This window comes from Pseudomonas sp. GW821-FHT02B10, from assembly GCF_059421865.1.
Genome location: NZ_JBWKVU010000004.1, coordinates 292,976 through 311,779, shown reverse-complemented (window position 1 = coordinate 311,779; position 18,804 = coordinate 292,976). Strand labels below are relative to the sequence as shown.

18 protein-coding genes are annotated in these 18,804 nt (G+C 65.1%); 4 read left to right on the top strand and 14 right to left on the bottom strand.

The window, feature by feature from the left end; genetic code table 11:
* Positions 1 to 93: 93 nt before the first annotated feature.
* The 11 genes from AC07VU_RS11900 to AC07VU_RS11850 form a co-directional block, all read right to left on the bottom strand.
* Positions 94 to 2,235, bottom strand: coding sequence for a type I secretion system permease/ATPase (locus AC07VU_RS11900; protein WP_495029896.1), 2,142 nt, complete (start codon positions 2,233 to 2,235; stop codon positions 94 to 96).
* A 2-nt stretch (positions 2,236 to 2,237) separates the two neighbouring features.
* Positions 2,238 to 3,623 carry an HlyD family type I secretion periplasmic adaptor subunit gene (locus AC07VU_RS11895; protein WP_495029895.1) on the bottom strand — a complete coding sequence of 462 codons (1,386 nt, stop codon included), beginning with the start codon at positions 3,621 to 3,623 and terminating at the stop codon, positions 2,238 to 2,240.
* Positions 3,620 to 5,731 carry a type I secretion system permease/ATPase gene (locus AC07VU_RS11890; protein ID WP_495029970.1) on the bottom strand — a complete coding sequence of 704 codons (2,112 nt, stop codon included), beginning with the start codon at positions 5,729 to 5,731 and terminating at the stop codon, positions 3,620 to 3,622. Before AC07VU_RS11890 ends, AC07VU_RS11895 begins: the two co-directional genes overlap by 4 nt.
* Before the next feature lie 263 nt (positions 5,732 to 5,994).
* Positions 5,995 to 7,557, bottom strand: coding sequence for a TerC family protein (locus tag AC07VU_RS11885; protein WP_277589139.1), 1,563 nt, complete (start codon positions 7,555 to 7,557; stop codon positions 5,995 to 5,997).
* 401 nt (positions 7,558 to 7,958) lie between these two features.
* Positions 7,959 to 8,681: an Imm52 family immunity protein gene (locus tag AC07VU_RS11880; RefSeq protein ID WP_274303815.1), complete on the bottom strand. Its 723-nt coding sequence runs from the start codon at positions 8,679 to 8,681 to the stop codon at positions 7,959 to 7,961.
* Between the two features lie 17 nt (positions 8,682 to 8,698).
* Positions 8,699 to 9,544, bottom strand: a complete 846-nt coding sequence (locus tag AC07VU_RS11875) for a Tox-REase-5 domain-containing protein (RefSeq protein WP_274303817.1) — start codon at positions 9,542 to 9,544, stop codon at positions 8,699 to 8,701.
* Positions 9,541 to 9,924 carry a hypothetical protein gene (locus AC07VU_RS11870; RefSeq protein WP_009044448.1) on the bottom strand — a complete coding sequence of 128 codons (384 nt, stop codon included), beginning with the start codon at positions 9,922 to 9,924 and terminating at the stop codon, positions 9,541 to 9,543. Before AC07VU_RS11870 ends, AC07VU_RS11875 begins: the two co-directional genes overlap by 4 nt.
* Positions 9,917 to 10,486, bottom strand: a complete 570-nt coding sequence (locus AC07VU_RS11865; RefSeq protein ID WP_009044449.1) for a DUF4123 domain-containing protein — start codon at positions 10,484 to 10,486, stop codon at positions 9,917 to 9,919. The genes AC07VU_RS11870 and AC07VU_RS11865 overlap by 8 nt, the downstream gene beginning before the upstream one ends.
* A 2-nt stretch (positions 10,487 to 10,488) precedes the next feature.
* The gene (locus tag AC07VU_RS11860) at positions 10,489 to 10,881 is read right to left on the bottom strand and encodes a PAAR domain-containing protein (RefSeq protein ID WP_009044450.1); all 393 of its coding nucleotides are present in this window, start codon (positions 10,879 to 10,881) and stop codon (positions 10,489 to 10,491) included.
* An 18-nt stretch (positions 10,882 to 10,899) separates the two neighbouring features.
* Positions 10,900 to 11,553: a hypothetical protein gene (locus AC07VU_RS11855; RefSeq protein WP_139217391.1), complete on the bottom strand. Its 654-nt coding sequence runs from the start codon at positions 11,551 to 11,553 to the stop codon at positions 10,900 to 10,902.
* Positions 11,554 to 11,757: 204 nt separating this feature from the next.
* Positions 11,758 to 12,633: a LysR family transcriptional regulator gene (locus AC07VU_RS11850; RefSeq protein WP_495029894.1), complete on the bottom strand. Its 876-nt coding sequence runs from the start codon at positions 12,631 to 12,633 to the stop codon at positions 11,758 to 11,760.
* A gap of 103 nt (positions 12,634 to 12,736) precedes the next feature.
* On the opposite strand from AC07VU_RS11850, the gene AC07VU_RS11845 reads away from it, so the two are divergent.
* Entirely contained in the window at positions 12,737 to 13,234 is a 498-nt protein-coding gene (locus tag AC07VU_RS11845) for a GlcG/HbpS family heme-binding protein (protein WP_085534293.1), read from the top strand.
* Positions 13,231 to 14,769 (top strand): MFS transporter, encoded by a 1,539-nt coding sequence (locus AC07VU_RS11840; protein WP_495029893.1) that lies wholly within the window; start codon positions 13,231 to 13,233, stop codon positions 14,767 to 14,769. The genes AC07VU_RS11845 and AC07VU_RS11840 overlap by 4 nt, the downstream gene beginning before the upstream one ends.
* A gap of 37 nt (positions 14,770 to 14,806) precedes the next feature.
* Here the strand turns inward: AC07VU_RS11840 and AC07VU_RS11835 are convergent, their stop codons facing one another.
* Complete coding sequence (locus tag AC07VU_RS11835) at positions 14,807 to 15,220, bottom strand: MerR family transcriptional regulator (protein ID WP_495029892.1); 414 nt, start codon at positions 15,218 to 15,220, stop codon at positions 14,807 to 14,809.
* Between the two features lie 77 nt (positions 15,221 to 15,297).
* On the opposite strand from AC07VU_RS11835, the gene AC07VU_RS11830 reads away from it, so the two are divergent.
* The gene (locus tag AC07VU_RS11830; RefSeq protein ID WP_495029891.1) at positions 15,298 to 16,521 is read left to right on the top strand and encodes an NADH:flavin oxidoreductase/NADH oxidase family protein; all 1,224 of its coding nucleotides are present in this window, start codon (positions 15,298 to 15,300) and stop codon (positions 16,519 to 16,521) included.
* 203 nt (positions 16,522 to 16,724) lie between these two features.
* Positions 16,725 to 17,048 carry a hypothetical protein gene (locus tag AC07VU_RS11825; protein ID WP_009044456.1) on the top strand — a complete coding sequence of 108 codons (324 nt, stop codon included), beginning with the start codon at positions 16,725 to 16,727 and terminating at the stop codon, positions 17,046 to 17,048.
* Between the two features lie 56 nt (positions 17,049 to 17,104).
* Here AC07VU_RS11825 and AC07VU_RS11820 read toward each other — a convergent pair whose 3' ends face one another.
* Both AC07VU_RS11820 and AC07VU_RS11815 read right to left on the bottom strand, forming a co-directional pair.
* Positions 17,105 to 17,707 (bottom strand): vWA domain-containing protein, encoded by a 603-nt coding sequence (locus AC07VU_RS11820; RefSeq protein ID WP_205350720.1) that lies wholly within the window; start codon positions 17,705 to 17,707, stop codon positions 17,105 to 17,107.
* A gap of 53 nt (positions 17,708 to 17,760) precedes the next feature.
* Positions 17,761 to 18,768 carry a magnesium chelatase ATPase subunit I gene (locus AC07VU_RS11815; protein WP_495029890.1) on the bottom strand — a complete coding sequence of 336 codons (1,008 nt, stop codon included), beginning with the start codon at positions 18,766 to 18,768 and terminating at the stop codon, positions 17,761 to 17,763.
* Positions 18,769 to 18,804 lie beyond the last annotated feature (36 nt).

Genomic DNA, 18,804 nt, shown 5'->3' with positions numbered 1-18,804 from the left:
AAGCCCTTCGTGTCGCGAAAGGCTGCCTGTCGCTATGAATATCCGGGATGGGGAGACATGCCTGGTTCGTGCGTACTCCTGCCGTCAGTGGGTTCAATCCTTCATCTGCAAGGCCCACTGCCGGGCATACAGCCCGTCCAGGGCGAGCAGTTGTTCGTGGGTGCCCTGTTCGAGCACCCGGCCCTGATCGATGACCAGGATCCGGTCGGCGTGGCGCAGGGTATTGAGCCGGTGGGCCACGCTGATCACCGTGCGGCCCTGGGCGATGCCTTGCAGGTTGGCCATCACCGCCGCTTCCGACTCGTAGTCCAGGGCACTGGTGGCTTCGTCCAGGAGCAGGATTCCGGGGTTGCTCAGCAGCGCCCGGGCCAGGGCGATGCGCTGGCGCTGGCCGCCGGAAAGCTGGCCGCCGCGCTCGCCGACCTGGGTCTCGTAGCCCTGGGCCAGGGCTTCGATAAAGGCCGCCGCTCCCGCCAGGCTGGCCGCATGCTGCACCTCGGCATCGCTGGCCTGGGGCCGGCACAGGCGGATGTTCTCGGCCACGCTGCCGGCGAACAGCACGCTTTCCTGCAGCACCACGCTCATGTTGCGGCGCAGGGCCACCGGGTCGGCGATGGCCAGGTCGATGCCGTCCACCAGCACCCGGCCGTGCTGGGGCACATAGAGGCGCTGCAACAGGCGGGTCAGGGTCGATTTGCCGGAGCCGGAAGGCCCGGTGATGCCGACGAATTCCCCCGGCCGGATCTCCAGGTCGAGGCTGCGCAGGACTTCCTGGCCGTCCTCCTCATAGCGAAAGCGCACACCCTGGAAACTCACTCCGCCCTGCAACGCCGGCACCGAAGCCAGGCCGCTGCTGCCGCTTTCGCACTCGGTGTCGAGAATGTCGCCCAGGCGCCGCAGGGAAATCAGGGTGTGCTGGAAGTCCTGCCAGACCTGGGCCAGGCGCAGGATCGGCTCCACCACATGGCCGGCCAGCATGTTGAAGGCCACCAGCTGGCCGGGGCTCAACTGGCCGTCCAGCACCAGCATCACCCCCCACCACAGCAACAGCGCCGCGGTGAGTTTCTGGATCACGCCGATGCCCTGGCCGGCCCAGATGCCGACGATGCGGGTGTGGAACGCCGCGCGCACATAGGCCGCCAGCTGGCGTTGCCACTGCTGCTGGAAGCCGCTTTCGATGGCCCCGGTCTTGATGGTCTCGATGCCGGTCACGGCCTCGGTGAGAAAGGCCGTGTTGGCCGCGTTCAACTCGTATTCGCGCAAGGCCCGGCTGCGCAGCAAGGGCCCCACGCACAGCCAAAAGAGGAAGTACAAGGCCAGGGAGCCGACCACCACCCAGGTCAGCAACGGCGCGTAGGCATACATCACGGCGATGAACAGCCCGCAGAAGGCCAGGTCCAGCACCAGGGTCAGGGCCGAGCCGGTGAGGAACTGGCGGATCTGCTGCATCTCGCCGACCCGGGCGATGATCTCGCCGGTCTGCCGCCCCTGGAAATAGCCCAGCGGCAGCTGGATCAGGTGCTGGTACAGGCGCGCGGACAACTCGGCGTTGATCCTGCTCGCCACGTTGCTGAACAGCCAGGAACGCAGCAGGCCGAACAAGGGCTCGAACAGCGCCAACGCCAGCATGGCAATGCCCAGCACCTGCAGGCTGGACAGGCCGCGACTGACCAGGACCCGATCGATAATGTTCTCGAACAGCAGCGGCGTGACCAGCGCCACCAGTTGCAGCATCAGCGACACCAGCAGCACGCTGCGAAACTGCCGCGCGTGCTTGAGGATCGACGGCAGGAACCAGCCGATGCCGAAACCGCGCACCCTGGGTTCGACATGCCGCTCGGCCAGCAGCAGCACCTGGCCCTGCCAGAGCGCTGCCAGCTCCTCGCGAGACAAGCTCTGGCACTGCCCCTGCAACGGCCAGAACAGCCGCACCTGGTCACCGTCCACCGCGTCCAGCACCGCCCAGCCCTGGGAGGTTTCCAGCAGGGCCGGCAACGGCAGGTGCTGCAAACGCTGCACCTGGCTTTGCAGCGCCCGCGCCCGCAGGCCGATCCAGCCGGCGCAGCGGCGCAAGTCGAGGCTGTCGGCCAGGCCCTCGACCCGCCCCAGGCGGTGGTTCAGTTGTGCCACGCTGATGCTCAGGTCAAACCGTCGGGCGGCCCAGGCCAGTGCATGCAGGCCGGTATCGAGGATCGTCGGCGACTGTTCGGCCGCGGGATTGAAGGCTGTGGTCATGCTCAACGCTCCCGCAACGCTTCGGACTGATACTCGCGAATCGGGCTCAGCAGGTAATTGATCACCCGCCGCTCGCCCGTGCGGATCTCGCCGGTCACGCTCATCCCGGCCTGCAAGGGCATCCACTCCTGCCCCGCGGCGATCGCGGCGCGCTCCAGGCGGATCCGGGTGGGGAACACCAGGCCCAGCTGTTCGTCCTTGATGGCGTCGCCGGAGACATGCTCGACCGTGCCGCGCAAGGTGCCGTAGCGGGTGTAGGGAAAGGCGTCGACCTTGATCTCCACCGGCTGCCCGGCCCTGACGAAACCGACGTCCTTGTTCAGCACCATGACCTCGGCATCCAGCTCGGCGCCCTCGGGCACTATCACCAGCAGTTGCTGCGCCGGCTGCACCGCGCCGCCCAGGGTATGCACCGCCAGTTGCTGGACCACCCCGTCTACCGGCGCCAGCAGGGTTTGCAGGCGCTGCCGGTCGCGGCCGCGGATCAGTTGCTGTTCGAGCACCGCGACATCCTGGTGGCTGCGGTTGAGCAGGTCGTGCTGTTCGCGCTGGGTCCTGGCCAGGAAGCTGTCGCGCTGCTCCCGGCGGTTCTGCGCCTGGGCCTTGAGTACCTGCAACTCGGCATGTTGCTGGGCCAGGGAACGCTCGACCTCCAGTTGCTCCTTTTCCTGTTCGAGCAATTCGACCCGGGGCATCAGCTGTTCGGCCGCCATCGCCCGCCGTGCATCGAGGCGCCGGCGGACGTTGCTGGCCAGCTTGCCCAGGGCGGCGATCTCGCCATTGCGGGCTCGCTGGCTGGCCTGGTTGATGGCGATCTCGGCATTGAGGCTGTCGAGGTTGGCGCGGATCTCCTTCCAGGTGCTCGCCAACTGTTCCCGCGCCGCCGCGAGCTGCTCCGCGTCCAGGCCGTCCGGCGCCTGGTAGCTGCCCAGCGGGTCCGGGGTCAGCAACGCGCGGGCCCGGGCCAGCTCCAGGCGCTTGAACGCCAGTTGCGCGCGCAACTCGCTCAATTCGGCGTCGATGCCGATCGGGTTCAGCGCCACCAGCACGTCGCCGGCCTTGACCCGCTGCCCGTCCCGCACATGGATGGCCCGCACTTCGCCGGCCTCATGGGCCTGGATCACCTTGGTGTAGCTGGAGACCATCAGGCGCCCGGCGGCGCTGGCATGGATGTCGAGGAAACCGAGGATCGCCCAGCCCAGGGCCAGCAGGATCGACAGGATCAACAGCAGTGCCGTGCCGCGGGCCCAGGGCGCGGGCGGGCGCTCGACGATCTCCAGGTAACCGGGCTGGAACTCGTATTCGTCGCGGCTGCGCCCCCGCAGCGCCGGCGCCTCGCGCAGCTGCTGCCAGGCGCGCCGCAAGGGGGTCAATAAGCCGCGCATCATTGGGCCTCCTTGCGCAGCGCCTGTTGCAGCGCCCACAAGCGCGCATAACAACCGCCGTTGGCCAGCAGTTGCTGATGGCTGCCCGACTCGCTGATACGCCCCTGCTCCAGGGCGATGATGCGTTGGCAATGGCGGACCGCGGACAGCCGGTGGGCGATGATGATCACCGTGCGGCCCTCGGCGATGCGCGCCATGTTGTCCTGGATCAGCGCCTGGGATTCGTCGTCCAGGGCGCTGGTGGCTTCGTCGAAAATCAGGATCCGCGGGTCGCCCATCAGCGCCCGGGCAATGGCGATGCGTTGCCGCTGGCCTCCGGACAGGGAACTGCCGGCTTCGGCCAGCACCGTGTCGTAGCCCAGCGGCAGGCGCAGGATGAAATCGTGGGCGCCGGCCAGACGCGCCGCGGCGATCACGCTTTCCAGGGACGCCGTGGGATGGCGCAGGGCGATGTTGTGCCGCACGCTGCGGTTGAACAGGTAGTTTTCCTGCAGCACCACGCCGATCTGGCTGCGCAACCAGGCCGGTTGCAGCTGCTGCAGCGGCATGCCGTCAATGAGGATGCGCCCGGCATCGGGGGTATAGAGTTTTTGCAGCAGGCGGGTCAGCGTGCTCTTGCCCGACCCCGACGGCCCGACGATGCCCAGGGTCTGGCCGGCGGCAATGTGCAGGTCCAGGCCGCGCAGCACCAGCTCCAGTTCCGGGCGGTAGCGGAACGTCACTTGCTCGATGCGCACCTCGCCACGCAGGGCCTGCGCCGGGCGTTGGTCGCCCTCGGCCTGCTCCACCGGCAGGTTGAGCATGTCGCCCAGCTTGTCCACCGACACCCGCACCCGGACGAACTGCTGCCAGACCTCGATCAGCTTGGCCAGGGGCTGGCTGACGTGGGACAGCATCATGTTGAAGGCAATCAGTTGGCCAATGGTCATCTGCAGGTCGATGACCTTGCTCGCGCCCCAGCAGATCACCGCCACCGCCGTGACTTTCTGCAACAGCGTGACCATCTGGCTGATCGCACTGCCCAGGGTCTGGCTGGCAAAACCGGCCTCGACCATCTCCGCCGTCTGCGCCTCCCAGCGCCGCTGCATGCGCGGCTCCACTGCCAGGCTCTTGATGGTTTCGCTGCTGCTCACGGTTTCATTGAGAAAGGCCGTGTTGCGCGCGGCGCTGTAGAACTGCCGCTCGATGCGCTTCTCCAGCGGGCCGCTGCTGGCCCAGGCCAGCAGCACATACAGCGGCAGGATCAGCAGCACCAGCAGCGTCAGCGGCCAGGAGATCCAGGCCATCACCGCGAAAAACACCAGGGTGAAGGCCACATCCACACAGAGGGTCAGCAAGGAGCCGGTGAGGAACTCGCGGATGCTGTCCAGCTCCTGGACCCGGGTGATGATCGCGCCTACCTGGCGCTGCTTGAAGTACAGCAGCGGCAGGCCGAGCAGGTGGCGGAACAGCTTGACCCCCAGGCCGATATCGATGCGATTGGCGGTGTGCGCCGAGAGGTATTCGCGCAGGCCCTTGAGCAGCACCTCGAACAGGCCGACCACCACCAGGGTCATCACCAGCACGTCGAGGGTCGACAGCGCCCGGTGCACCATGACCTTGTCCATCACCGCCTGGAAGAACAACGGGGTCGCCAGGGCCAGCACTTGCAGCAGCAGCGAGCACAGCAACACTTCGCCTAGTATCCGCCGGTGGCGCAGCAGCTCCGGAACGAACCAGGACAGATCGAAACGCAGGCCGCCTTGGCGCAGGCGAATCACCTCGCCGCTCCACTCTTCGGCCAGTTGCGCGCGATCGATCACATCCGGGGTATGGGCTGAGGGTCGCTGGATCAGCGCCTGCGCGTCGGACAGCCGGGCCAGCAGGATGAACGCGCCGCTGCGGTCGCGCCAGACCAGGGGCAGCATCTTCGGGGTCAGCCGGGCCAGCGCCAGACGCTCCAGGCGCAGGTCGACACCGGCGCCCCGGGCGTAGTCCTTGAGCGCCCGGCGCAGGTCGCGTTCGGTTCCCGGGTCGGCGGCCTGTGGCGCGCGCTCCTGGGTCAGTTGCAGCAGCAGTTGGCAACAGGCCAGGGCCGAGTGGACGGCCGCCGTGGCGGAAAGCTCCGCCATGGCGGGGCATTCGACCCGGGCTGGCTGCGGGGGTATTGCGGGATTGACTGACATAGACCGCTCGTTTCAAGACCCGCGCTGCAAGAACGAGGGTGCATGGAGATACGAAACCAGTCTGCGGCAGCCACCCGGCAATGATAATCAGCCACGGGGTTGAAAGCTTTTAAGTAAAACTTAATCAGCCGGAGCCTGGCCCCGGGTCCGAGCCATGTTCCGGGCAAAAAAAAGCCGGACTCGCGTCCGGCTTTCTGTCAGCTCATGGCTCAGGCGGCATCCTGCCGGTGCAGCAGCACCCGGGTCACTCGCCGCTCTTCCACCGTCACCACCTGCAGCGTCCAGTCCTGCCATTGCAGTCGGTCGCCAATCACCGGCAAGCGGTCCAGCAGGCTCATCACCAGCCCGGCCAGGGTCTGGTAGTCCTCGGTCGGCTCGGCGCTGAAGCCGGTGCGCTGGCGGATCTGCGCCAGGTTCAAGGCGCCGCTGACCATGAAACCGCCCTGCTCCTCGACAATGTCCGGGCCTTCGATTTCGCTGGCGTCGGGCAGCTCGCCGGCAATGGATTCAAGGATGTCGGTCATGCTCAGCACGCCGACGAAATCGCCGAATTCGTTGATCACGAACGCGATGTGGGTCGAGGCCTTGCGCATCTGCTCCAGGGCGTTGAGGATCGAGAAGCTGTCCAGCAGGTTGATCGCCGTGCGCGCCAGGTGTTCCAGGTTCGGCTCGTTGCCGGCCAGGTATTCCTTGAGCAGTTCCTTCTTGTGCACGAAGCCCAGCGGCTCTTCCACCGCGCCGTCGCGAATCAGCGGCAGGCGCGAGTAGGACGAATGCATCAGCCTGTTGCGGATGGCTTCGGCATCGTCGGCCAGGTCGATGTAGTCGACGTCGGCACGCACCGTCATCAAGGTGCGGATCGGTCGCTCGGCCAGTTGCAGCACGCCGCTGATCATCACCCGCTCGCGGCGGTCGAACAGCTCCGCGCTCGGCGCTTGGCCATTGTCCAGCAGGTCGGCGATCTCTTCGCCCACCTCCTCCACCGCCAACTGGCGACCGCCCAGCAGGCGCATCACCGCGTGGGCCGTGCGCTCACGCATCGGCCGCAGGCCCTGCATGGATTTCTTGCGGCGGGCACGGGCGATCTGGTTGAACAGCTCGATCAGGATCGAGAAACCGATGGCCGCGTACAGGTAGCCTTTCGGGATGTGGAAACCCAGGCCTTCGGCGGTCAGGGCAAAACCGATCATCATCAAGAAGCCCAGGCACAGCATGATCACCGTCGGGTGCGCGTTGACGAAGCGGGTCAGCGGCTTGCTGGCGACAATCATCAGGCCGATGGAAATGATCACCGCGATCATCATCACCGCCAGTTCGTCGACCATGCCCACGGCGGTGATCACCGCATCCAGGGAGAACACCGCATCGAGCACCACGATCTGCGCCACGATCGGCCAGAACAGCGCGTAAGCGGCATTGCCGGCGCGCTGGCTGACATGGCCTTCCAGGCGCTCATGCAACTCCATGGTGGCCTTGAACAGCAGGAACACACCGCCGAACAGCATGATCAGGTCGCGACCGGAGAAGCTCTTGCCGAACACCTCGAACAGCGGCGCGGTCAGGGTCACCAACCAGGAAATGCTCGCCAGCAGGCCCAGGCGCATGAGCAGCGCCAGGGACAGGCCGATGATTCGCGCGCGGTCACGCTGGTGGGGCGGCAATTTGTCCGCGAGGATCGCGATAAACACCAGGTTGTCGATCCCCAGCACCAGCTCGAGCACGATCAGGGTCAACAGGCCAAGCCAGGCCGTGGGGTCCATTATCCATTCCATAAAAACGACTCTATCTCTCCAGTGAATTCACACAGCCGGACACGGCAAGGCAAGGCCACAAGGCCTTTGAGCGGCGAACGCAGGCCAGCGCCCAACGGTCGCGACGACCGGCGGCGAGCAGCGAAAAACAGCGAGTTCGGGGTAACGGCCGCGCCTTATGACTGACGGAAGGCACCGTGAGGCGGATCGAGCGGGGAAAGGCTGAGGCGTCCAGGAATAAGGACGACTGGGAGGCTCCGAGAGGGTGTTCATGCAAGTCCTGTGAAGAAAAACGGACTTGAATCCTACAACCTCAAGGGGAATTTCCCATGGGGGAAATCATTTCAAGATCTTATCGGGGTGCTTGGCCGCGGCTATCGCAGGCAAGCTCGCCCCAGCAAAAGCGAGCCTGCCCGTGCGACTCAATAACGTCCGGGCAACAGCCCGAGTTCCACCAGCTTGATATCGGTGTCGCCCACCACCTGCACATGCTGGACGTTCTTCTCGTCCATGATGCCGGGGCAGGCAACGACGATGGTGCCCTTCGATTGAGTGGGACGCAGCTCGGCGACCTCCGGAAAATCGGCCGCCGACAGAGGGTGCGGGCAATAACCGATCCAGCCGATGGTCTGCCGGTCCTGGAACACCCGCTGCTTGCGAAAGTACTCGTTGGGAGCGGCCACGCCCCAATAGATCTCCGGCCAGAGATCGACCGCTGCGTTCATCAACTCGACAATGCCCTGTCGAGGATCCGGCAGGCAACGGACCAGTGTCCCGGCTTCGGAAAACTCGATGCCCGCGGGCAACGAACCGCCGCTTCGGGCGTGATAGGTGAGCGACAGCCCGCCCTGGAGCGGGTCGGGTATCCCGTTCCACAACACAAAACTCATGTCATTGACGTCGAAGTCCGAGTCTTTCCAGGAGGCAATTTCACGCCGCAAGCTGTTCGGGTCGAGGAGCACATTGTGCGTCAGGCCGTCATCCTTGCCTTCGGCGCACAAGAACCAGTTCTTGAGAATGGGGTCGATCTCGCCTATCGCCTTGAGAAAGGCCAGGCTCCTGTCGATTTGTTGCTGCTCGGTAACCTGGGCAATCTTCTGCTTATCAAAGCTCAGCTTGAAATTAAAACGCTTGAATGTGTCCATGAGTACTCCATACGGTCTCAGGCAATTAAATCCGGGTTCTGCTTGTAGTACTCGTCCAGCGCCTTTTTCTCCTCGCGACGCATTTCCTGGTACTCCTCATCATCCTTGGTGCCAGGCATCGGGTTCCAGTAAGCCGTCAGGTTGGTGAGCCCACCTTCCTCGTACTTCTCGGAACAATACTCGTAGACCTCGCGCTGAAGAAAATGCCACTCGAGCCTCACCGGCGGGCTGGGTTTGGCCTTGTCTGCCTGCTTGAACGCCTTCACGATCAGGTCCTTCTCAAGGTTCTTGGCAAACTTAGGGTGCTTGAAACCGAGTATGAGCATGAATTTGTAGTTGGCCTTGGCCTCTTGCAAGGTACAGCGGTTTTTCACAAAACCGTCCCAATCCGTAGCACTCCACAGCCACTCCCAGGGAAACGGAAAGTTGGTCACCCAGTGTTGGTACCTGCTCGACAGGTCACTCATGCTGTGCCCTTTCCCGTTGACGGGAATATACATTTGCCCGTCTTCGGGAGGGCATTTCACACAGTCCTTCTTCTGGGTCTTGCAGTCTTTCTCGGCCTCCTTGGTCCGGTCCCGGGTGCTTGCGGGTGCATCCGTCTTGGGCAGTGCCTCAGGCTTGGTCCCGGGCAGCGGCAAAGGTTGCGGCACCGGCCTTGGGTTCGGTAGCGGCAATGGCCGGGGCACGACTTCCGGGGGCGGGATCGGCGATGGTCGGGGCGGCGGCATCGGCAATCGAGGCGGCGCGGGCATGGGTACCTCGAAGGGCAGCTTCGGCCCGCCGCGAGGTAATGGCATACGCAACGCGCCGGTCATGGGAGGCGCAAGTTGCGCGACGGCTCCGGAAATAAAACTGGTCATTCAGGCATCCCTGTCTTGAGTGCGGCCCGCCAGGCCCGTTGCCCCTGGACGAAGTCCATGACGCTTGCGTAATCGCGAAAACGCTGTTCCGGGGTGTCGTTTACCGGCCTTTTCATCCACCGGATAAACCCGGGTGTTTCTTCGAAACCAGGAAATTGCAGGCCAAAGCGCATGAAGCTTTCAACCGTATCGGGCTCTTCGATTTGCAGCGCCCAGGCTTTTTCCCGGTAGTCCTTGAGGTACTGGATCGTCTGCCACTGGCCCTTCTGCTCGAGCCATTGAGGATTGTGCTGACGTATCTCGAGCATGATCTTCTCGATCACCTCATTTTGCCGAACCTGCTCCAGCGCTTTCAGCTGGTCTGCCGTCAACTCAAGCATGGCGAGCCTCCTGCCCGACCCGGTAATACGTCTGGTACGCCAGGACCAATGGCTGCCAGATCTGCCAGCGATCAAGCGGCAACATCAGGGCCATTCGCTGTTCGCTGTCCAGGACAGCCTCCAGGCTGCGGCGGACGATCGGGTTGTAATAACGAAACAACGCCATCCGGCCATCCGGCAGACGGCTGAACAAATGGGATTTGAGATGGTTGCTCAGCGCCTCAAAGGAACGCTCGCTCCACAGCCATGAAACCAGCGGCGACTTCTGGTCGCGCTCGATCAGCCAGTCGAGCAGTTGCGAGGCCTCGTCGCTATTTGTCATGAACTCCACCAGCGCTGGTCCCCCACGGCTGATTTCGTCCAGCTCGGTAGCGGCCAGCAACCACTCGACGCGGATCGCCGCCCCGGCCGCGTCCAGGCGGTTCTCCAGGGTCATGTACCGGGCGCCATCCACCAGCACATAGAGCCGGGTTTCAGGGTGCTGCTCCAGACAGTGGCGAATATGGGTACGAAATTGCAGAACATTCGGATCAGTCCGGCGTCCATTGCCAGGAACACTCATGATCAGTTCCCCAGGCTTTGCAGCGGGACAAAGGCTTCATTGCGCTGCGCCGCCGCCAACAGGCACGGCAGGCAAAGCCCGGGAATCTTGATCACGGGAGCGACAGCCGCGGCACTGACCTGCTGCCCGATGATCACGCTTCCCGACCCGCTCACCACCACATTCCCGTGATTACCGGTCGTGCCCAGGGTCGCGACCGGCAAGCCATTGATCAGCACATTGGCAACCACCCCACTGACCAGGGCACTGCCGCAGGCCGTGGTGTCGGTCATCCGCGCCGCGCTGAGCCCATCGAACAATACGTCGGGCGATCCCGAGACAATCGGGTTACTGGCGTGCCCGGGCAACGGGCAAGCGGTCATATCAGTGACACGTGCCGCAGGTTTTCCACTCATGGCAATCTCCTTTATCCGTTAGGTATTGCGTGTTGTCCCTAGGCCATCGATCTGGAAGAGACCAAAGCGCCAACAGGCATCCTCCACATCGAATAATGCGAGCTGGCTGGCCGTCGAGCCGGGGGCCTTGAACGGGGGTGACATCTGCAGTGCTTCGGCAACCGTCCGCTCCATGGCCGCTGGCGCCCAATCGTCCAGTTCGTTGAGCTGCCGGTTGTAGTCCGGTGCGCCAACACTTTTATAGGCACTTAGCAGGTACTCGGGTAATTCCGTGTCCGACCATTGCAGGTAATAACCCTGATCATCCAGGACCGGCCGGGTCCAGGCCGTCAGCCCGACCGGAATCACTTCCTGTTGATCGATACTGAGGAGGCAGTCGTCCTGGGCGGCGAAACCCAGGCAGATATTGAGTTTCAACCAGCCATTAGCCTGATTGAGAAGCTGGGAAGGATCGAACGATCGAAGTGGCACCACACGATAGTTGCGCAGATGGGAAGCGCGCAGGTAGATCTCCGCATCCAGCCGGGAAATGAACACCCGGACGGTGGGTGCATCAAGGTCGCCGACGCAGCTTATCTGCACCGGATCCAGGGCAGGCTGATCGTGAATACCGGTGACCGTGACCAAGCCATAAAGACGAATTGAGGATCTCAGTCCTTGAAATCGAACCATCCAACTCCCTCCGAGCAACGCGATCTGTCAGGCGCTTGTCAGTCGTTCCATTGAGCCCGCCACTCTAGCAACCATGAACTGCGCAAGAAGTTGCGCAGTTGCGCTCGAAGCCTTGTGTCTACAGGCCCCGAAGAATTTTTTACAAAATATTTCAGGCGCTGCTGGCCGGCTTAGAGCAAAACTACCTCAGCGGCCGCATCGCCCCTACCTCCGTAATGGGCTTCTGACCTGCTCGATATACCGCGCCACCGCCGGGGCCTTTTCGAAGCGGCGGTGGATCAGCGACAGCCAGGATGAAGCCGTGCTGCCCTGGATCGGCCGGTACAACACATTGGGCAGCCCCACGTGCCCGACCACCGATTCCGGCACCACGGCCACCCCCTGCCCCAGGGAGACCAGGGCCAGCACCGCTACCAGGCCGCCGGGCTGCGGCCCCAGTTTCGGCGCGTAACCGCCCTCGGCGGCGACCTGCAAGGTGCCGCTGATCTGTTCCGGAAGCACGAAGGTCTCGTTGTGCAGATGGGCCGGGGCGATCTCCGGCAAGCGCCCCAGCCAGGACTCGGCGGGCAGCGCCAGGACAAAACCTTCGCCATCCAGGCGGACCGCCTCCACCCCTTCGGGCAGGGTCATGGGCGAGCGGATGTAACCGATGTCGAACCGCCCCTCGGCCACCAATCCGGGCAACGCCGCCATCGGGCTTTCGCGAACGCTCAGGCTGACGTCTGGGCAGTCCTGGCTGAAGCGCTGCACCTGTTTTTGCAGCAGCCCCGAATACACCGCCGAGGCCACGTATCCCAGCTCGATATGGCCAATTTCGCCGCGCCCGGCGCGCTGGGCGTTACGTTGCGCGAACTCGAACTGGCGCACCGTGGCCTCGGCCTCGCGCACCAGGGCCGCGCCGGCCTCGGTCAGGCTGACCTCGCGCTGCTGGCGCACAAACAAGCGGGTGCCCAGGGCCTGTTCCATGTCCTGGATCTGCCGGCTCAGGGTCGGCGGCGCGATGCCCAGTTGCTCGGCGGCGCGGGTGAAATTGCGTTGCCGAGCCACCGCCAGGAAATAGCGGAAATGACGGATTTCCATAAGTGCGTTAGCTCAAAGGTAATGAAGTGCTCCAGCTCGCCTAACAGAACGGGCGAAAGCCCGGGATAAGCTGGCCAGACCTTCACAGTAGAGAGCCCACGCCATGCACGTCAAACCACTGTTTCTGGCCATGATCACTTGCTGCAGTGTGCCCACGACTTTCGCCGCCGAGAAAGACGCCGACGTTGCCCAGAAGGCAATCCTCAATTTCGCCACCGCCCAACAACTGCTCAAGGCCGCCCAGGACACCGCCTCGGCCAAGGGCTGGCCCTGCGCCGTGGCGATCGTCGACGACGGCGGCTGGCCGATCCTCAGCGCGCGCATGGACGGTGCGCCGGTGGTGGCCGGTATCGAACTGGCCCAGGGCAAGGCGCGGACCTCGGCATTGTTCAAGCGCCCTTCCGGCGACCTGGAAAACGCCATCAACGGCGGGCGCCAGGCGGCCATCACCTCGGGCCTGCTGATGATGAAAGGCGCGCAGCCGATCCGCGTCGACGGCCAGGTGATCGGCGCCATCGGCATCAGCGCCGACACCCCGGCCCATGACGATGAAATCGCCCAGGCCGCCCTCGCCGCGCTGGGTCAACGGGTGCAGCCATGAGGCCGGCCAGCCCGCGCCTGACCCTGCTCACTGCTTCCGGGGTGTGCTCGCTGATCGTGCTCGACACCAACATAGTCGCGGTGACCCTGCCGAGCATCGCTCGCGATCTGGGGGCCAACTTCGCCGATATCGAATGGGTGGTCAGCGCCTACATGCTGGCCTTCGCCACGCTGCTGCTGCCGGCCGGCAGCCTGGCCGACCGCTTCGGGCGCAAGCGCACCCTGCTCTGCGGCCTCGGGCTGTTCATCCTCGCCTCCCTCGGCTGTGGCGCCGCGCCCAACGTGCTGTTGCTCGACATCGCCCGGGCGATCAAGGGGGTCGGCGCGGCGCTGCTGCTGACCTCGGCCCTGGCCACCATCGGCCACACCTTCCATGACGAGGTCGAACGGGCCAAGGCCTGGGCGTTCTGGGGGGCCTGCATGGGCGTGGCGATGACCGCCGCGCCCACCGTCGGCGGCCTGATCACCGAGTTCATCGGCTGGCGCTGGATCTTCTACCTCAACCTGCCGGTGGGCGGGCTGCTGGTGCTGATGGTGTTGCGCGCGATACCCGAGTCCCGCGACACCCAGGCCGCCCGCCTCGATCCCTGGGGCAGCCTGGTCTTCAGCGCCAGCCTGCTGTGCCTGATCTGGGGCCTGATCGAAGCCAATCGCATCGGCTGGAGCCACCCGCTGACCTACGCCCGACTATTGGGCGGCGTGGCGTTGCTCGGGCTGTTCGTGCTGATCGAGCGGGTGCAGCGCCGGCCCATGGTCGACCTGCAGCTGTTCCGCCATCCGCGCTTCATCGGTGCCCTGCTGGGGATGTTCGCCTACGCCGGCTGCGCCCAGGTGATGATGACCCTGCTGCCCTTCTACCTGCAGAACGGCCTGGGCTTCTCGGCGATCGCCTCGGGGCTGGGCATGCTGCCGTTCGCCCTGACCATGCTGATCTGCCCGCGCATCGGCGTGCGCCTGGCGACGCGTTATGCCCCGGCGACCCTGATGGCCGCCGGCCTGACCCTGGTCGGTTGCGGCAACCTGCTCGCCGCCTGGGCCGTGCAGGCTGGCGGCTACCTGAGCTTTGCCCTGGCCATCGCGGTGACGGGTGCTGGCGCCGGCCTGCTCAACGGCGACACGCAGAAAAACATCATGGCCTGCGTGCCCCGCGACCGCGCCGGCATGGCCTCGGGCCTGAGCACCACCATGCGCTTCAGCGCCATCATGCTGGCCATCGGCGTATTCGGCGCCCTGCTCGGCAGCCATACCCAGCAACGCCTGCACGCCAGCCTGGGCACAAGCGCCGCGCAATGGCTCGACCAGGCCCAGCCCATCGCCTCCCGGGTGGTGGCCGGCGACATGCCCACGGCCCTGGCATTGCTGCCCGACTCCGCGAAAGAACTAGTCGAACCGCTGGCCCGCCAGGCCTTTATCGACGGTTTCGGCGTGGTGCTTTGGGTGGCGGGCCTGTTGGCGCTGCTGGCGGCGGTAACGGTCGGTACACTGATGCGCAACCCCATCCCGCAACCGCGGCCTTTGACCCTGAGCGTGGAGTAAAAACAGACGCAATTGCCGGACATGACCCGATCAGCGCTCAGGACTTCCCACCCTTGATCGACGCCATGACCCGTTCGGCGTTCTCGGCACAATCCATGCCTTCCGGGCGGTCGCGGATGTTGTCGATGATCTCCAGCAGTTGCGCCTTGCTCTGGGCCAAGTGCCGCTGCATATCCTCGATCTGCCCGACCTTGCGCTCCAGGCTTTGCAGCAGGGCCTGATGGTCAAGGTCACTCGACTCGCAGCCCGGCAGCAGTTGCTTGAGTTCGTTCAGGCTGAACCCGGCCTGCTGGGCGCACTGGATGATCTCCAGGGTCTGCAGGATCTGCGGAGGGTAACGGCGATAGCCGTTGGCCTGGCGCTGGACCTGGGGCAGCAGGCCCTGGGCTTCATAAAAACGGATGCGCGATGCCGCCAGCCCGCTGAGTTGTGCCAATTGGCCAATGTTCATTTCGACCTCGATAACCTGCTTGACATTAAAGTTAACTTTAAGCTTAGCCTCAGGCCTCCACTGATGAGGAGTCAAGCATGTCACCCTTTCAAGCCTTGAATTTGCCCAACGGCCAGACGATCGGCAATCGCATCGCCAAGGCGGCGATGGAGGAGAACCTCGCCGACCGCCGGCAGGCACCCTCCGCGGCTTTGATCCGGCTCTACCAGACCTGGGCCGAGGGTGAGGCCGGGCTGATCCTGACCGGCAACGTGATGATCGACCGCCGCGCGATGACCGGCCCCGGCGGCGTGGCCCTGGAAGACCAGCAGCACCTGGAGCAGTTCCGCCAGTGGGCCCGTGCCGGTCGTGCCAAGGGCGCGCAGTTCTGGATGCAGCTCAATCACCCCGGGCGCCAGACCATGGCCAACCTCGGCCAGCAGGCCCTGGCGCCATCGGCGGTGGCCCTGGACATGGGGCAGTTCTCGAAAATGTTCGCCGAACCCAGGCCCATGAGCGAAGAGGACATCGCCGAGATCATCCAGCGCTTCGCCAACAGTGCCTGGCTGGCCGAACAGGCCGGTTTTTCCGGGGTGCAGATCCATGCCGCCCACGGCTACCTGATCAGCCAGTTCCTCTCGCCCCTGACCAATCGCCGCACCGATCAATGGGGCGGCTCGCTGGAGAACCGCGCGCGTCTGCTGGTAGAGGTGATCAAGGCGGTACGGGAGAGGGTTTCGGCCACGTTCTGTGTCTCGGTCAAGCTCAACTCCGCCGACTTCCAGCGCGGCGGCTTCGATGCCGGGGACGCGCACCAGGTCATCGAGATGCTCAACGGCCTGCCGGTGGACCTGCTGGAGCTGTCCGGCGGCAGCTACGAGTCCCCGGCCATGCAGGGCGAGGTGCGCGACGGCCGGACCCTGGCGCGCGAAGCCTACTTCATCGAAATGGCCAGCGAACTGGCGCCCGTGGCGCGGATGCCGGTGATGGTCACCGGCGGCATCCGCCGCCTGCCGGTGGTGCAGCAAGTGCTGGACAGCGGTATCGCGATGGCCGGCATCGCCACCGCCCTGGCCCTCGAGCCAGCCCTGCCCCGGCTCTGGCGCAGCGGCCAGCACAGCCATCCGCAACTGCCGCCGCTACGCTGGAAACGCAAGCCCCTGGCCTCCCTGGCGACCATGGCCATCGTCCGCCTGCAGATGCATCGCCTGAGTCGCGGGCGCACGCCCAAACCTCAAGTACGCCCCTGGCTGGCGCTGCTGCTCGACCAGTTGAACAGCGCCAGGCGCACGCGCCAGTACCGACAGGAAATGGCCAGGTAATAGCCGATACAAGAGCGCCAGCAAGGGGACGCTCTTGCCCGCGCTCAAGGGAAAGGACGGGGCACCCGAGCAAACGCATCCGTCCGTCGGCTGGTAATGCTCGATTCGCGCAGCGGATCGCAAAAAACATCCAGGGCACCCAGCAAAAAAATACGCCGCTGCTAGGATTTCCGGCGGACCTCACCCTAATAAAGGAGCAACACATGAGAGTCGTCCCCCTTGCCTTGGCTTGCGCCCTCACCCTCGGACTCGCCGGTTGCAATTCCATCGCCGGCAAGACCAATACCCTGAGCGATGAACAGATCAAATCCCAGACCAGCGGCGCCCTGGGTTATGCGCCCTCGGACGTCAGCATCGTCAGCCGTCGCACCGAAGGCACCAACACCTACGTGGCCTTGAAAACCAACGACAACAAGGAGTTCAACTGCATCATCAACGGCGGCAACCTGCTCACCCTGGGCATGACCAACCCGCCTTCCTGCGCCAGGAAAGGCGAAGCCATCCGTTCCGCTCCTTTCGGCGGCTGAAACGCTGATCCGGGGGCAGTCGTCAGCCGGCTCACGGCCGGACTGCCCTCACCCCATCACACCCCATCGATATGCCGGTACTGTGCATCCAGCTGCTGCGCCAGCTCGCGAGCGCGGCCGAGGCGGATCGGCCCGCGTTCAATATCGATCAACAGAGTCGGACAACCCAGGCGCTCCAAGGGCGGCAAGGTCTTGAGCCGGCCATCGGTGAGCAGCAGTACCCGTTGCTGCTCGGCCGGGTAACGCTTGTGCCGCGAGACCAGCCACCGTCCCGCCTCGGCCAAGGCCGCCAGTAACGGCGTGCCGCCGCCCGCGCCCAGCCCGTCGAGCCAGTCGCGCAGATCCTTCGAGGCCTTCAGGCCCTGCACCTGCCAGTTCGGCGCGCGGCCGCTGGCGGTCAGCAAGGCCAGGCGCGCGCGCTGCCGGTAGGCATCATCGAACAGCTGGGCCAGCAGGCCCTTGGCATCGCTCAGTGCCTGATGGCGGCGGGTCGAGGCCGACGCATCGACGATCACCAGCCACAGCTCATGGGGCGAACGGCTGCGCAGGTGCCACAACAGATCGTCACGCTGGCGGGGCCGGCCGTTGAGCAAGGTGCCCGGCCAGTTGATCGAGCCGTGGACGGCCGCGCGCGCACGGCCTTGCCTGCCCTTGTCCAACCGCCCGGCGCGGGACTTGGCATTCGCCCCCGCGTCGGACCGGGGGTGAATGCCTAGGGCTTTTTTGGCCAGCTCGGCACTTCACGCCGGACGCCGGTGGCCAGCGCCTGGGCCGGCAATTCACCCCATTGGCCCTGGCCTTCGGCGGGGCTGGATTGGGCCGGGGATGGCGCGGAAGACGGCTGCGGCTGATGCGCCGCGCTCGGCGGGTGGTCGCGACGGCGATGGCGCAGGGCGAATTCGGCCACGGCGTCTATGTCCTGCTCCTCGATAGCCCGGGCACCACGCCAGGCCGCATGAGCGCGGGCGGCACGCAGCCAGACCAGGTCCGCGCGCAGGCCATCGACGCCGGCGGCGAAACAGCGTTCGGTGATCCGCTCCAGCGCTCGATCGTCCAGGGCGATCTCCGCCAGCAACAGACGCGCCTGCTGGCAGCGCTGGCGCAGCGCCGCCTGCTCGGCGGCCCACTGCTGGCAGAAACCCTGGGGATCGCTGTCGAAATCCAGCCGCCGACGAATGATCTGCCCCCGCTCAGTGGGCGGCGTCTGCCCGCTCAGGAAGACGTTGAGGCCAAAGCGGTCCAGCAGTTGCGGGCGCAGCTCGCCCTCCTCCGGGTTCATGGTGCCGATCAGCACGAACCTGGCCGAGTGCCGGTGGGAAATACCGTCGCGCTCGATCAGGTTGGTGCCACTGGCGGCCACGTCCAGCAGCAGGTCCACCAGATGGTCCGGCAGCAGGTTCACCTCGTCGACGTAGAGCACCCCGCCATCGGCCTTGGCCAACACCCCCGGGGAAAACTGCGCCCGGCCTTCGCCCAGCGCCGCGTCCAGGTCCAGGGTACCGACCAGGCGTTCCTCGGTCGCGCCCAGGGGCAAGGTGACGAACTGCCCGCTAGCCAGCAGGTCCGCCAGGCCGCGGGCCAAGGTCGACTTGGCCATGCCCCGCGGGCCTTCGATCAACACCCCGCCGATTTTCGGGTCGATGGCCGTCAGGCACAGCGCCAGTTTCAGGTCATCGGCGCCGACCACGGCGGACAGCGGGAAATGTGGGGTATCGCTCATGTCGGTTCTCGGTAAAGGGGTGCACGAACATCAATC